The following is an 11,763-nucleotide window of genomic DNA, read 5'->3' on the forward strand; positions in this document are numbered from 1 at the left end:
TCGAGCGGGGCCTGGCTCTTTAGCGTGGTCTGCGAACCCGCTGCCGAGTCAGGTGCCGCATGAGCCTCAAGCCTGTTTGTGAACCCCGCCCCGAACTTTTCTACCAAGCCCAGCGCAATGAGCTGGCGCTGTTTGAACAAGCCTGGCGCCACGGCCTGCCGGTGCTGATCAAAGGCCCCACCGGCTGTGGCAAGACCCGTTTCGTCCAGCACATGGCCCAGCGCCTGAACCTGCCGCTGCACACCGTGGCCTGTCACGATGACCTGAGTGCAGCGGACCTGGTCGGCCGTCACCTGATCGGCGCCCAGGGCACCTGGTGGCAGGATGGGCCGCTGACCCGTGCGGTGCGCGAAGGTGGCATCTGTTACCTCGACGAAGTGGTCGAAGCGCGTCAGGACACCGTAGTGGTCCTGCACCCGCTGGCCGATGACCGCCGCGAGCTGTTCCTGGAACGCACCGGCGAAGTGCTGCAGGCGCCGCCTTCGTTCATGTTGGTGGTGTCCTACAACCCCGGCTACCAGAACCTGCTCAAGGGCATGAAACCGAGTACGCGCCAGCGCTTCGTGGCCATGCGCTTCGACTATCCGCCTGCCGCCGAAGAAGCCCACATCGTACGGCGCGAGGCTGGGGTGGACGCTGCCCTGGCCGCTCAGGTGGTCAGGCTGGGCCAGGCCTTGCGCCGTCTGGAGCAACATGACCTGGAAGAGGTCGCTTCGACCCGGCTGCTGATTTTCACCGCCCGCATGATCGGCGCCGGGATGAACCCGCGCGAAGCCTGTCTGGCCTGCCTGGCCGAACCCTTGAGTGATGATCCGGTGACGGTGGCTGCGTTGATGGACGTGGTCGATGTCCACTTCGCTTGAGACTGTTGCAACCCGGCGCTTGCCGGGGGATCTGGCAATGTGGCTGTTCATTCTCGCCGAGCTGTCGGTGTTCGCCCTGTTGATCCTGGCGTTCGCGGTCACCCAGGCCCTCAAGCCGCAACTGTTCGCCGCCAGCCGCCAGTTGCTCGACACCTCCACCGGGCTGGCGATGACCTTGAGCCTGCTCAGTGCCGGGCTGCTGGCAGCCCTGGCGCAACAGCGGGTGCGTCAGGCACGGCCAGGGCAGGCCGCGCTGTTATTGCTGCTGGCGTTACTGGTTGCCTGCGGCTATCTGGGGCTCAAGCTCGGTGAGTATCGACACTTGCTGAGCCTGGGGCTGGGCCTTGAGCACAACACCTTTTTCACCCTGTACTGGATTCTCACCGGCTTCCATTTCCTCCATGTGCTGCTCGGCATTTTGATCCTGGCCTGGCTGGCCGAGGGGTGCCGCCGTCGTCGCTACGGGCCGGGCAACTGCAGCGGGTTCGAATCCGGGGTGCTCTACTGGCACATGGTCGACCTGGTCTGGGTGGTGCTTTTTCCGCTGGTCTACCTGCTGGGATAGGAGGTGCACATGCTCGCTTCGAGGTTCTTGCTGGGCTGCTGGCTGGCCCTGGCCGTGCTCAGCCTGGCCACCGTGGGGCTGGCACAGGGCGCAGTGAGCAGTGGCGCGATCCTGGTGCTGGCGGTACTCAAGGCCTGGTTGATCTCCGACGGCTTCATGGAGCTGCGTCACGGCCCGTGGCGCTGGCGCGTCCTGCTGCTGGCATGGGCTGGCGTACTGGCGCTGGTAGTGGGCATCAGCCTCAACCTGCGTGGTTAATACCCGAGTAAAACCATCGGCGTTTCTTGATTGCCATCAAGCAGATTTCCAGCCCGCGCTTCCTATCATGGCCAGGCCAAGCCATGAGGAAGTGACCATGTCAGAGACCTTCACCAAGGGCATGGCCAGGAACATCTATTTCGGGGGGAGTGTGTTTTTCTTCCTGATATTCCTGGCCTTGACCTATCACACCGAGCAGACCTTTCCCGAACGCAGCAATGCCGCGCAATTGAGCGACGCCGTGGTACGTGGCAAGACGGTCTGGGAGCAGAACAACTGTATCGGCTGCCACACGTTGCTGGGCGAGGGCGCGTATTTCGCGCCGGAGCTGGGCAACGTGTTCCAGCGCCGTGGCGGCGAGGAAGGCTTCAAGCCCTTCATGCACGCCTGGATGAAGATGCAGCCTTTGGGCGTGCCGGGGCGCCGGGCCATGCCGCAGTTCAACCTGAGCGAGCAGGAAGTCGACGACATCGCCGAATTCCTCAAGTGGAGCTCGAAAATCAATACCAACGGCTGGCCGCCCAACAAGGAGGGCTGAGTGATGAGCAGTGCCAATCCCCATCTGAAATTCGCTTCGCAAGCCGTGGCCAAACCTTACTTCGTGTTTGCCCTGATGCTGTTTCTCGGCCAGGTGCTGTTCGGTTTGATCATGGGCCTGCAGTACGTGGTCGGTGACTTCCTGTTCCCGGCCATTCCCTTCAACGTCGCGCGAATGGTGCACACCAACCTGCTGATTGTCTGGCTGCTGTTCGGCTTCATGGGCGCGGCCTACTACCTGGTGCCGGAAGAGGCGGACCGCGAGCTGCACAGCCCGAAACTGGCGATCCTGCTGTTCTGGGTGTTCGCTGCCGCCGGTGTGCTGACCATCCTCGGCTACCTGCTGGTGCCCTATGCCGGGCTTGCCAGGCTGACCCACAACGAACTGCTGCCGACCATGGGCCGCGAGTTCCTCGAACAGCCGACCATCACCAAGATGGGCATCGTCGTGGTGTGCCTGGGCTTTCTCTACAACATCGGCATGACCTTGCTCAAAGGCCGCAAGACCACGGTCAGCATGGTGATGATGACCGGGCTGATCGGTCTGGCGGTGTTCTTCCTGTTCTCCTTCTACAACCCCGGCAACCTGGCCCGCGACAAGTTCTACTGGTGGTGGGTGGTGCACCTGTGGGTCGAAGGGGTGTGGGAACTGATCATGGGCTCGATGCTGGCGTTCGTGCTGATCAAGATCACCGGCGTCGACCGCGAAGTGGTGGAGAAGTGGCTGTACGTGATTATCGCCATGGCGCTGATCACCGGCATCATCGGTACCGGACACCACTTCTTCTGGATCGGTGCGCCCGAGGTCTGGTTGTGGGTCGGCTCGATCTTCTCGGCGCTGGAGCCATTGCCGTTCCTGGCCATGGTGCTGTTTGCCTTCAGCATGGTCCGCAACCGTCGCCGGCAACATCCCAACCGCGCCGCCACGTTGTGGGCCAAGGGCACCACGGTAACGGCGTTCTTCGGGGCTGGCGTGTGGGGCTTCCTGCATACCTTGGCGCCGGTGAACTTCTACACCCACGGCACGCAATTGACCGCGGCCCACGGCCACCTGGCGTTCTACGGCGCCTACGCGATGATCGTCATGACCCTGATCAGCTATGCCATGCCACGTCTGCGCGGGCTGGGTGAGGCCGCCGATGAGCGCTCACAGAACCTCGAGGTCTGGGGCTTCTGGCTGATGACCTTGTCGATGGTGATGATCACCTTGCTGCTGACTGCGGCCGGTGTGGTTCAGGTCCTGCTGCAACGCTGGGCCGAAGACGGCAGTGCCTTGCCGTTCATGTCCACCACCGAGCATCTGCGCGGGCTGTTCTGGGCGCGCCTGGTCAGTGGCCTGGGCTTTATGGCGGGGCTGCTGTGCTACCTGCTGAGCTTCCGCCAGCGCGGCCGCGCAGCGTTGCGCGCGCCGGCCCGGGTAGTGCCGTCATAAATCGTGGCAGGAGGCAACATGGCGTTCAGCCTTGAACTGGAAGAGTGGGTTGGCAGTGTCTGGCATCGCTTTATCACCCGCCGCGCCAGCCCGGATTTTCCTCAGGCGGGCATTGACCTTGCCCCGCGTCAACGCGCCCTGGCCCTGTTGTTTCGGGCCATGGGCGGGGCCGGCAACCAGGGTGTGGAGGCGGCCAGCGAGCGCGATCTGCTGCTGCGCCGCACGCTGTTGCAGCAGATCGCCGGTACCTGCAAGCAGGTGCCGCTGGCCTGGTGCGACGGGCGCAATCTGCGCTTGCCCAGCCACCTTGCGGTGTTTCCCGAGGCCGGGTTGAACGAGGAACTCTATCGTTGGCTGGCCTTGTTGGCGGCACACGCAGGGCCGATGCGGCACTGGGGGCGGGACAACCAGCGCTGGACCCAGCGCTTGTTGCAGCGCTACCCGGCGCTGGCGAGCCGTTACCAGCGGCTGGTCGACGCCCACCTGCAACTGCGTCCGGACCCTGCCGCGATGAGTCCTGCCGAAGCGGCCCTGGAGCGTGCGCTGCGTCAGGCCTTGCGCGAGCCGGGCAGCGTCAGCGAGTTTCCCCGCAGTGAACGGGCGGCGTGGCCGTTGCCGCTGTGGCTGTACCCGCCGTTGCATCAGCCAGGTGCTCCGGCCGGTGACCTGGAAGACTCCAGCGAACACCTGGCAACGCCGCCCGGCGAGCAGCGCAGCGGCCGAAAACGCGCTACCCGCATCGATGAAACCCGCCGTGAGGGTGGGTTGCTGGTGGTGCGCCTGGAGAACCTGTTTAGCTGGACCGAACATGTCGACCTGGACCGCTGGAGCGACGACAGCGAAGACCCGGATGCCGCGCGGGTCGCCGACGATCTTGATCAGTTGACCCTGTCGCGCACGCGCTTGCGCAAGGGCGGCGGCCTCAAGCTGCACCTGGATTTGCCACCCGCAGAGGTCGACGACATTCCCTTGGGCGAGGGCATCAAACTGCCGGAATGGGACTATCGCACAGGGCGTTTGCAGGCGAACTTCGTCAACCTGCAGCTGTTCGAGCCACGTGATTGCCAGGCGCAGCCCTTGCCAGCTCGCCTGCAACCGGCGGCGCGGCGTCTGCGCCGCCAGTTCGAGCAGCTGCGCAATGACCGCCAATGGTTACGTCAGCAGCCTCAGGGCAGCGAGCTGGACCTGCAGGCCTGGCTGGATTTTCATGTCGAGCGCAGCCATGGCCAGTGCGCCGAGCGCGGCCTGTTCATGGCGCAACGGCAGACCCGTCGCGACCTGGCCTGCCTGCTGCTGGCCGATGTGTCGATGTCCACCGATGCTCACCTCAACGATGAACACCGGGTGATCGAGGTGATCCGCGACAGCCTGTTGCTGTTTGGCGAAACCCTCTCGACCCTGGGGGATGACTTTGCCTTGTACGGGTTCTCTTCATTGCGTCGCCAGCAAGTGCGCCTGCAGGAACTCAAGACGTTCGCCCAGCGTTACGACGACAGCACGCGCGGCAAGATTCAGGGGCTGACGCCGGGTTACTACACGCGCATGGGCGCCGCGATTCGCCAGGCCACGCGCCTGCTTGGCAGCAGCAAACGGCGGCGCAAGCTGTTGCTGTTGCTGACCGATGGCAAGCCCAATGACCTGGATCTGTATGAGGGGCGCTATGGCGTCGAAGACACCCGCGAGGCGGTGCGTGAAGCGCGGCGGCAGGGGCTGATCCCGTTCTGTATCACCATCGACCGCAAGGCGGCTGATTACTTGCCGTATATGTTCGGCAGCAATGGCTACAGCCTGATTCGCCAGCCCGAACAGTTGCCGCTACGCCTGCCGCAACTGTATCGCCAGCTGACTCAGCCTTGAGCCTAACGTGGTAACCAGAACACCATCACCACGCAGAACAGCGTCAGGCCGATGCAGAACCACAGAAAGCGCAATTGCCGCCGGGCCGCAGCGTGCGCCTGGGAGGCCGGCAGCGGCATGCCGCATTGCTCGCAGGTGACGCCCTGGGGCGGATTGCTGTGTTGGCAGTACAGGCACACGGGCAGGGCCTTCATTCGAACTGCTCCAGCCGTGGACGGTCGAGAATGACGATGTGCCGTCCGTCCTGGGTGATGATCTGTTCATCGATCAGGCGGCGGATGATCCGCGAGAAGGTTTCCGGCTGGATCGACAGATGGCCGGCGATCAGTTGCTTGGCCATCGGCAGTTCGAACTGGTGCTCGACCGGCTGGGCCTGCATCAGTTGCGTCAGCAGATAGCGCACCACCCGGTGGGTGGCGTTCTTCAGCGACAACGTCTCGATTTCGTTGACCCGCTGATGCAAGCGCACGCACAGCTTGCCGAGCAGGGCGAAGGTCAGGCGGCTATTGTTCTGCAGCAGGCGCATGTAGGTGTGGGTCGACAAACGATAGAGCTGCGAAGGGCCTATCGCTTCGGCCGAGGCCACATAGTTCGGGGTGTCCATCAGCATCATCGCTTCGGCGAAGGTTTGTCGTGGGCCGACCACTTCAAAAACCTTTTCCTGGCCGTCGGGGGTCAGGCGGTAGATCTTCACCGCGCCGGCAATCACGAAATAGAACGACTCGGCGGGCTCGCCCTGGTGGAACAACGGTTCGCCCTTGTCGACATTGAGCAAGTGGCTGGACGCCATCAGCTCATCCAGTTGTTCGTCATTCAACGGCTCGAACAGGTGATGGCTGCGCAGAATCTGGTGATGGACGCGATGCAGGACCATGGGAGTTCATCCTCAGGCTGGAGGGGAAGGGCGCCTCAGACAAGACTGAGGGCGACGCGGCTGGCGACAGCAATGAACGAACTCAAAGCGGCAAACCACGCCAGCGGCTGGATGATGTTTCTCATGTGAACTCCAATGGAATGACTGACAGGCCTGTTCAGCAAGACTCGGGCCAGGCGCCAGGCCCGCGGATTTACTTGCTGTGTCCAGTGCTATGGTTAAAACAACCCTTGGCATTAGGGTAATAAATACCCTTGAAGGGTTTTTTCTACCCTGTGGGAGCGGGCTTGCCCCGCGATGCGATGTGTCTGACAGCTTGCAATCGCGGGGCAAGCCCGCTCCCACAGGGGCCTGCCGGGGTGGCGGCATGGCCCTTGCAGCTTACGCAGTTGTCGCTAACGGGCGTTGACGTGCGACAAGGGCAAGGATCGGTAAATCGCAGATGATGGCGCCCGACAATCGGGTTAAGGAGTGGTTCCATGCAAGTACTTGATCGCCGTAAAGCGCTGGCCATCGTGCCGTTGTTACGGCTGGCGTTCCGTCCCTTTTTCCTCGCCGGTTGCGGCCTGGCGTTGCTCGCCGTGCCGCTGTGGCTGGCCGCATTGAATGGCTCGCTGGGCGACTGGCAGCCTGCCGGTGGCTGGCTGGCCTGGCATCGCCACGAATTGGTGTTCGGCTTCGGCCTGGCGATCATCGCCGGTTTTCTGCTCACTGCAGGACAGACCTGGACCGGCCAGCCGGGCCTGAGCGGTACGCCGCTGGCAGCGTTGGCGCTGCTGTGGCTGGCCGCGCGAATTGCCTGGCTGGCCAACCTGCCGTGGCCGCTGTTGGCGCTGCTGGAACTGGCCTTCCCGCTGATCGTGGCGCTGCTGATGGGCGCCATGCTCTGGCGCGTCCGGCAGAAGCGTAATTATCCGGTGGTGCTGGTGTTGCTGTTGCTGACGGCCGCCGATGCGGTGTCGGTCTACGGGCTGCTCCAGGGCCATGATGGCTGGCAACGCCAGGGTGTGCTCAGCGCCATCTGGCTGGTGGCGGCGATGATGGGCCTGATCGGTGGCCGGGTGATTCCATTCTTTACCCAACGTGGCCTGGGCCGGGTCGAAGGCGTTGCGCCCTGGCCCTGGCTCGACTGGTTGCTGCTGGCAGGTGCCGCCCTGGTGGCAGTGCTGTATGCCGCTGGCCCTGCGTTGTCGGCCAATGTCTGGATCGGCCTGCTGTTTGCCGTGCTGACACTGGGTCACGGGGTGCGTCTGTGGCGCTGGCATGATCGCGGCTTGTGGCGTGTGCCGCTGCTGTGGTCGTTGCACCTGGCTTATGGCTGGTTGGCACTGGCATGCCTGGGCATGACCCTGTGGCACTTCGGTGTCGCGCTGAACCCCAGCCTTGCGGTGCACTGCCTGACCATCGGTGCCATGGCCGGGTTGATCCTGGCGATGATCGCGCGGGTCAGCCTGGGCCATACCGGGCGGCCCTTGCAGCCGCCAGCGGGGATGACCCTGGCGTTCATCCTGCTTAACCTCGCGGGTGTGAGCCGGGTGCTGCTGGTGCTGTGGTTGCCATTGGCGGGGTTGTGGCTGGCCGCGGTGTGCTGGGTCGGCGCGTTTGCCCTGTATGCCTGGCGGTACGCGCCGATGTTGCTGCGCGCCCGGGTGGACGGACATCCCGGATAATCCGCACACAAGCAGGAGGCAGGCGATGTTGTATCCCTATTTACTGGTTATCCATTTACTCGCGGCCATTGCCTTTATCGGTACGTTGTTCTTCGAGGTGTTCATCTGGTATTCGGCGCGTCGGCAAGTGCCGGATACTGCGCAGACTGCGGCGGACCAGGCGATCGCCACGCGTTCGCGCAAGGTGCTGCATGCGGTGGTGCTGGTGTTGTATGGCGCCGGTATCGGCCTGGCCTGGCACCATCGCGGCGCCCTCAGTCAGCCGCTGGCCAGCAGTTTCGCCAGCTTGTTGAGCCTGAAGATCATCCTGGCCCTGAGCATTATCGGCCATTACCTGCTGCTGGCTTACTGGCTGCAGCGCGGACGCTTGAGCGAGACGCGGGCGCGCTGGATCCGCTGCAGCATCCTCGGGCACATGCTGCTGATCGTGATTCTGGCCAAGGCGATGTTTTATTGGCATTGACATAATCGCGGGGCAAGCCCGCTCCCACCGGGTGGCCTGCAGTGACCCGGTGGGAGCGGGCTTGCCCCGCGATAAGGTCTATCAAGCAAGCGCTTTGACGAACAGCACGTTGTTCTCCAGATGAATGTGCTGCATCAGGTCATCACGAAATTCCGCCAGGCCGCGATATAAGGCGCGCCAGGTGTTGCAGGCATCCTCCGGCGGGATGATGTTGTTGGTCAGCGTCAGCAGGATCTCCAGCGCTTCGCCGTGCTGATCATGCTCCAGGCGCAGCACCCGGATCGGTGGCGTTGCCTGGCGGCCCATGCCCTGTTGCAGCATCGGGAACAGCACCTGTTCTTCCTTGAGCATGTGCCCTTCAAGTTCCTGCTGCATGTCTTCCAAGTGGTTGGCCAGGCCATTGGGGCAGCTGCTGCGGGCACCGTGTACCTGCTCCACGCGCCGGGCCAGACGGATCAGCTCCGGCAGTTGCTGGCGGTGGCGATCGTGATAGCGCAAGAGAATGTGTGTGATCAGTTCGGCTTCGGACGCGTCCCGCCAGTCGTCGGCATTGGCGCCGCTGCTTTGCAGTTTGAACAGGGCTTCAGCGATCAGGACCGGGTCCAGGTGTTTACCCAGGGCGGCTTCGCGCAGGGTTTTCTGCCCGCCGCAACAGAAGTCCAGGTTGAAGCTGTGGAAAATGCGCGTGGCGCCAGGGATGTCGCAGGCCAGTTGACCGAGGCTGTGTTCGAGAAGTGTCTGGCTCATCAGGGTTCCTTGGTGTGGTTGCAAAGGTCCCTGTAGCGATTGCATCGCGCATGCCATGTTCAACCGCTTGAGATTCAAGGCGTTGTATTTTGTTGTGGTGAAAATCACCCTGATGCGTCAGGGTAGATGCAACCCTTAAAGGTGATAACTACCATGCTGCGTGAAAGCCTGGCGGCCGATCTGATTGTCGAGTTGCCCAATGCCGTACGGTTGCAACGCCTGGTGCAGACCCTGCGCGAATACTTCAACTGCGGCGCGGTCGGTTTGCTGCACCTGGATGACGACAGCCTGCGCCCGGTGGCGACGGTGGGGCTGGTCCACGAAGCCCTCGGGCGGCGCTTTGTGATTGCCCAGCATCCGCGCCTGGCGGCGATCATGGCCTCACGCGAGCCCACCTGGTTCGAGCCCGACAGTCGTCTGCCCGATCCTTATGACGGCTTGCTCGATACCCCGCTCAACGAGCCGCTGGCCGTGCACGATTGCATGGGCGTGAGCCTCTATGTGCAAGGCCAGGTCTGGGGCGCGATCACCCTTGACGCGCTGCAGGCCGGCACCTTCGACAGTGCGGCGCGCGATGAGCTCAAGCGCTGCACCCTGCAGATCGAAGCGGCGCTGCGGGTTACCCGGCTGGAGCAGGAAAACCGCAGCCTGCGCCTGGCCCGCAGCGACCCTCAGGACCTGCGGATGCCGGTGCAGGAGAGCGAGATCCTCGGCCAGAGCCCGGTGCTGCACCAGTTGCTGACAGAGCTGGACGTGCTGGCCGATTCCGAACTGCCAGTGTTGCTGCTGGGCGAGACGGGGGTGGGCAAGGAGTTGTTTGCCCGGCGTTTGCACAGTCTTTCGCGGCGCCGTCACAAGCCGCTGGTACAGGTCAATTGCGCCGCGTTGCCGGAATCACTGGCCGAAAGCGAGTTGTTCGGCCACGTCAAAGGTGCCTTTTCGGGGGCCAACAGTGACCGCGCCGGGCGTTTCGATGCGGCCAATGGCGGCACGCTGTTTCTCGACGAAGTCGGCGAGCTGCCCTTGAGCGTGCAGGCCAAACTGCTGCGCACCCTGCAAAACGGCGAGATCCAGCGCCTGGGGGCGGACAAGCCGTTGCATGTGGATGTGCGCATCATCGCCGCCACCAACCGCCACCTGCCCGACAGCATTCGCGAAGGCCTGTTCCGCGCCGATCTGTACCATCGCCTGTCGGTCTATCCGGTGCCGATTCCGCCGCTGCGCGAACGCGGCAATGACGTGCTGATCCTCGCCGGGCAATTTCTCGAACTCAACCGTACCCGCCTGGGCCTGCGCGGTTTGCGCCTGTCGGCGGCGGCCGAGCGCGCGCTGCTGGCCTACCACTGGCCGGGCAATGTGCGTGAACTGGAACATGTGGTCAGTCGTGCCGCGCTCAAACAGCTCAGTCGCGGTGGCAGCCGCAACCTGATCATTACCCTGGAGCCGGAAGTGCTGGACCTGGACAGCAGCGGGCACAGCGCCGCCGCCATCGAACGGCCGCCGGAGGTCGTTGCGCAGTCATCGCCGCTGCTGTCCTTGAGCGAAACGGTCGACGCCTGCCAGCGCAAGGCCATTGTCCGGGCGCTGGAACTGTGCGGCGACAATTGGGCCAGCGCTGCGCGCTTGCTGCAGGTCGATCCGAGCAACCTGCACAAGCTGGCCAGGCGTTTGCGCCTGAAGTAAGCGCGTGATGTTGATGGCGGTCAAGGTGGCGAGGGCAGCGAGTCAACAGACTGTGAGTTCCATCCACCGGAGATCACTGTCATGCCCCTGTCCCTGGCTCAGATGCGCCGCAACTACACCCTGGGTGGCCTGCAGGAAGAGGCCGCACTGCACGACCCTTTGCCGATGTTCAACCAGTGGCTGCAGCAGGCGCGGGAAACCGAGAGCGCGCCGGTGGAGGCCAACAGCATGCACCTGGCGACGGTCGACCGTCAGGGCCGGCCCCACGGCCGGGTATTGCTGCTCAAGGGTGTGAGCGAGGCGGGCTTTACCTTTTTCGGCAATTACCTGAGTGCCAAGGGGCAGGAGCTGGAGGCCAATCCGTGGGCGGCCATGACCTTCTTCTGGCCGGCGCTTGAACGTCAGGTGCGCATCGAAGGGCAGGTGCGCCGGCTCGATCCGCAGCTCAGCGATGAGTACTTCGACAGCCGTCCGCTGGCCAGTCGCCTGGGGGCCTGGGCCTCGCCGCAAAGCCGGGTGCTGGCCGATCGCGCAGCCCTGGAAGCGTTGCTGGCGCAGACCATCCGCCGTTTCGTCGATCAGCCGCTGCGTCGCCCGGAACACTGGGGCGGCTACTGCCTGCAGCCTGAGCGCATGGAGTTCTGGCAGGGCCGCGCCGACCGTCTGCATGACCGTCTGGACTATCGCTTGCAGGACGGGCAGTGGACACGCAGTCGCCTGGCACCGTGAACCGTATGCTCCGTCGAGGTACCTCCTTGGAGGAATAGGTTCGGCTGCTGTTTCGGTTCAGGCTTGGGCGCATTCACATCATGGG

The 11,763-nt window shown here is 63.7% G+C and carries 13 protein-coding genes; 10 read left to right on the forward strand and 3 right to left on the reverse strand.

Annotated features, from left to right (window positions below; genetic code table 11):
* The first annotated feature begins 59 nt into the window (after positions 1–59).
* The 6 genes from ACVI9W_RS22840 to ACVI9W_RS22865 all read left to right on the forward strand — a co-directional run bounded on the left by ACVI9W_RS22840 (position 60) and on the right by ACVI9W_RS22865 (position 5,512).
* Complete coding sequence (locus ACVI9W_RS22840) at positions 60–863, forward strand: AAA family ATPase (RefSeq protein WP_461531307.1); 804 nt, start codon at positions 60–62, stop codon at positions 861–863.
* On the forward strand, positions 847–1,428 hold the full coding sequence (locus tag ACVI9W_RS22845) for a cytochrome c oxidase subunit 3 (protein WP_461531308.1): 582 nt from the start codon (positions 847–849) through the stop codon (positions 1,426–1,428). Before ACVI9W_RS22840 ends, ACVI9W_RS22845 begins: the two co-directional genes overlap by 17 nt.
* A 9-nt stretch (positions 1,429–1,437) precedes the next feature.
* On the forward strand, positions 1,438–1,686 hold the full coding sequence (locus tag ACVI9W_RS22850; protein WP_461531309.1) for a cytochrome C oxidase subunit IV family protein: 249 nt from the start codon (positions 1,438–1,440) through the stop codon (positions 1,684–1,686).
* A 97-nt stretch (positions 1,687–1,783) separates the two neighbouring features.
* A complete protein-coding gene (locus ACVI9W_RS22855) occupies positions 1,784–2,224 on the forward strand; it encodes a c-type cytochrome (RefSeq protein WP_038609979.1) in 441 nt (146 codons plus the stop codon).
* Positions 2,225–2,227: 3 nt separating this feature from the next.
* On the forward strand, positions 2,228–3,655 hold the full coding sequence (locus tag ACVI9W_RS22860) for a cbb3-type cytochrome c oxidase subunit I (protein ID WP_038609981.1): 1,428 nt from the start codon (positions 2,228–2,230) through the stop codon (positions 3,653–3,655).
* A gap of 18 nt (positions 3,656–3,673) precedes the next feature.
* Positions 3,674–5,512, forward strand: a complete 1,839-nt coding sequence (locus ACVI9W_RS22865; RefSeq protein ID WP_461531310.1) for a nitric oxide reductase activation protein NorD — start codon at positions 3,674–3,676, stop codon at positions 5,510–5,512.
* Positions 5,513–5,514: 2 nt separating this feature from the next.
* Here ACVI9W_RS22865 and ACVI9W_RS22870 read toward each other — a convergent pair whose 3' ends face one another.
* Positions 5,515–5,706, reverse strand: coding sequence for a hypothetical protein (locus tag ACVI9W_RS22870; protein WP_038609987.1), 192 nt, complete (start codon positions 5,704–5,706; stop codon positions 5,515–5,517).
* Complete coding sequence (locus ACVI9W_RS22875) at positions 5,703–6,386, reverse strand: Crp/Fnr family transcriptional regulator (RefSeq protein ID WP_461531311.1); 684 nt, start codon at positions 6,384–6,386, stop codon at positions 5,703–5,705. Before ACVI9W_RS22875 ends, ACVI9W_RS22870 begins: the two co-directional genes overlap by 4 nt.
* A 479-nt stretch (positions 6,387–6,865) precedes the next feature.
* On the opposite strand from ACVI9W_RS22875, the gene ACVI9W_RS22880 reads away from it, so the two are divergent.
* Both ACVI9W_RS22880 and ACVI9W_RS22885 read left to right on the forward strand, forming a co-directional pair.
* Positions 6,866–8,056, forward strand: a complete 1,191-nt coding sequence (locus tag ACVI9W_RS22880) for an NnrS family protein (RefSeq protein ID WP_461531312.1) — start codon at positions 6,866–6,868, stop codon at positions 8,054–8,056.
* A gap of 25 nt (positions 8,057–8,081) precedes the next feature.
* Positions 8,082–8,519, forward strand: coding sequence for a CopD family copper resistance protein (locus ACVI9W_RS22885; protein WP_461531313.1), 438 nt, complete (start codon positions 8,082–8,084; stop codon positions 8,517–8,519).
* 81 nt (positions 8,520–8,600) lie between these two features.
* On the opposite strand, the gene ytfE is transcribed toward ACVI9W_RS22885, so the two are convergent.
* The gene (gene ytfE, locus ACVI9W_RS22890) at positions 8,601–9,266 is read right to left on the reverse strand and encodes an iron-sulfur cluster repair protein YtfE (RefSeq protein WP_461531314.1); all 666 of its coding nucleotides are present in this window, start codon (positions 9,264–9,266) and stop codon (positions 8,601–8,603) included.
* A 153-nt stretch (positions 9,267–9,419) separates the two neighbouring features.
* On the opposite strand from ytfE, the gene norR reads away from it, so the two are divergent.
* A complete protein-coding gene (norR, locus tag ACVI9W_RS22895; RefSeq protein ID WP_461531315.1) occupies positions 9,420–10,949 on the forward strand; it encodes a nitric oxide reductase transcriptional regulator NorR in 1,530 nt (509 codons plus the stop codon).
* Positions 10,950–11,030: 81 nt separating this feature from the next.
* A complete protein-coding gene (gene pdxH, locus ACVI9W_RS22900) occupies positions 11,031–11,678 on the forward strand; it encodes a pyridoxamine 5'-phosphate oxidase (RefSeq protein WP_461531316.1) in 648 nt (215 codons plus the stop codon).
* Positions 11,679–11,763 lie beyond the last annotated feature (85 nt).

The organism is Pseudomonas sp. 210_17 TE3656, assembly GCF_054821965.1.

Bases quoted from the DNA above. Each gene is read 5' to 3' on its own strand.
- ACVI9W_RS22840 (WP_461531307.1), top strand. From the start codon at position 60: ATGAGCCTCAAGCCTGTTTGTGAACCCCGCCCCGAACTTTTCTACCAA.
- ACVI9W_RS22845 (WP_461531308.1), top strand. From the start codon at position 847: ATGTCCACTTCGCTTGAGACTGTTGCAACCCGGCGCTTGCCGGGGGAT.
- ACVI9W_RS22850 (WP_461531309.1), top strand. From the start codon at position 1,438: ATGCTCGCTTCGAGGTTCTTGCTGGGCTGCTGGCTGGCCCTGGCCGTG.
- ACVI9W_RS22855 (WP_038609979.1), top strand. From the start codon at position 1,784: ATGTCAGAGACCTTCACCAAGGGCATGGCCAGGAACATCTATTTCGGG.
- ACVI9W_RS22860 (WP_038609981.1), top strand. From the start codon at position 2,228: ATGAGCAGTGCCAATCCCCATCTGAAATTCGCTTCGCAAGCCGTGGCC.
- ACVI9W_RS22865 (WP_461531310.1), top strand. From the start codon at position 3,674: ATGGCGTTCAGCCTTGAACTGGAAGAGTGGGTTGGCAGTGTCTGGCAT.
- ACVI9W_RS22870 (WP_038609987.1), bottom strand. From the start codon at position 5,706: ATGAAGGCCCTGCCCGTGTGCCTGTACTGCCAACACAGCAATCCGCCC.
- ACVI9W_RS22875 (WP_461531311.1), bottom strand. From the start codon at position 6,386: ATGGTCCTGCATCGCGTCCATCACCAGATTCTGCGCAGCCATCACCTG.
- ACVI9W_RS22880 (WP_461531312.1), top strand. From the start codon at position 6,866: ATGCAAGTACTTGATCGCCGTAAAGCGCTGGCCATCGTGCCGTTGTTA.
- ACVI9W_RS22885 (WP_461531313.1), top strand. From the start codon at position 8,082: ATGTTGTATCCCTATTTACTGGTTATCCATTTACTCGCGGCCATTGCC.
- ytfE (WP_461531314.1), bottom strand. From the start codon at position 9,266: ATGAGCCAGACACTTCTCGAACACAGCCTCGGTCAACTGGCCTGCGAC.
- norR (WP_461531315.1), top strand. From the start codon at position 9,420: ATGCTGCGTGAAAGCCTGGCGGCCGATCTGATTGTCGAGTTGCCCAAT.
- pdxH (WP_461531316.1), top strand. From the start codon at position 11,031: ATGCCCCTGTCCCTGGCTCAGATGCGCCGCAACTACACCCTGGGTGGC.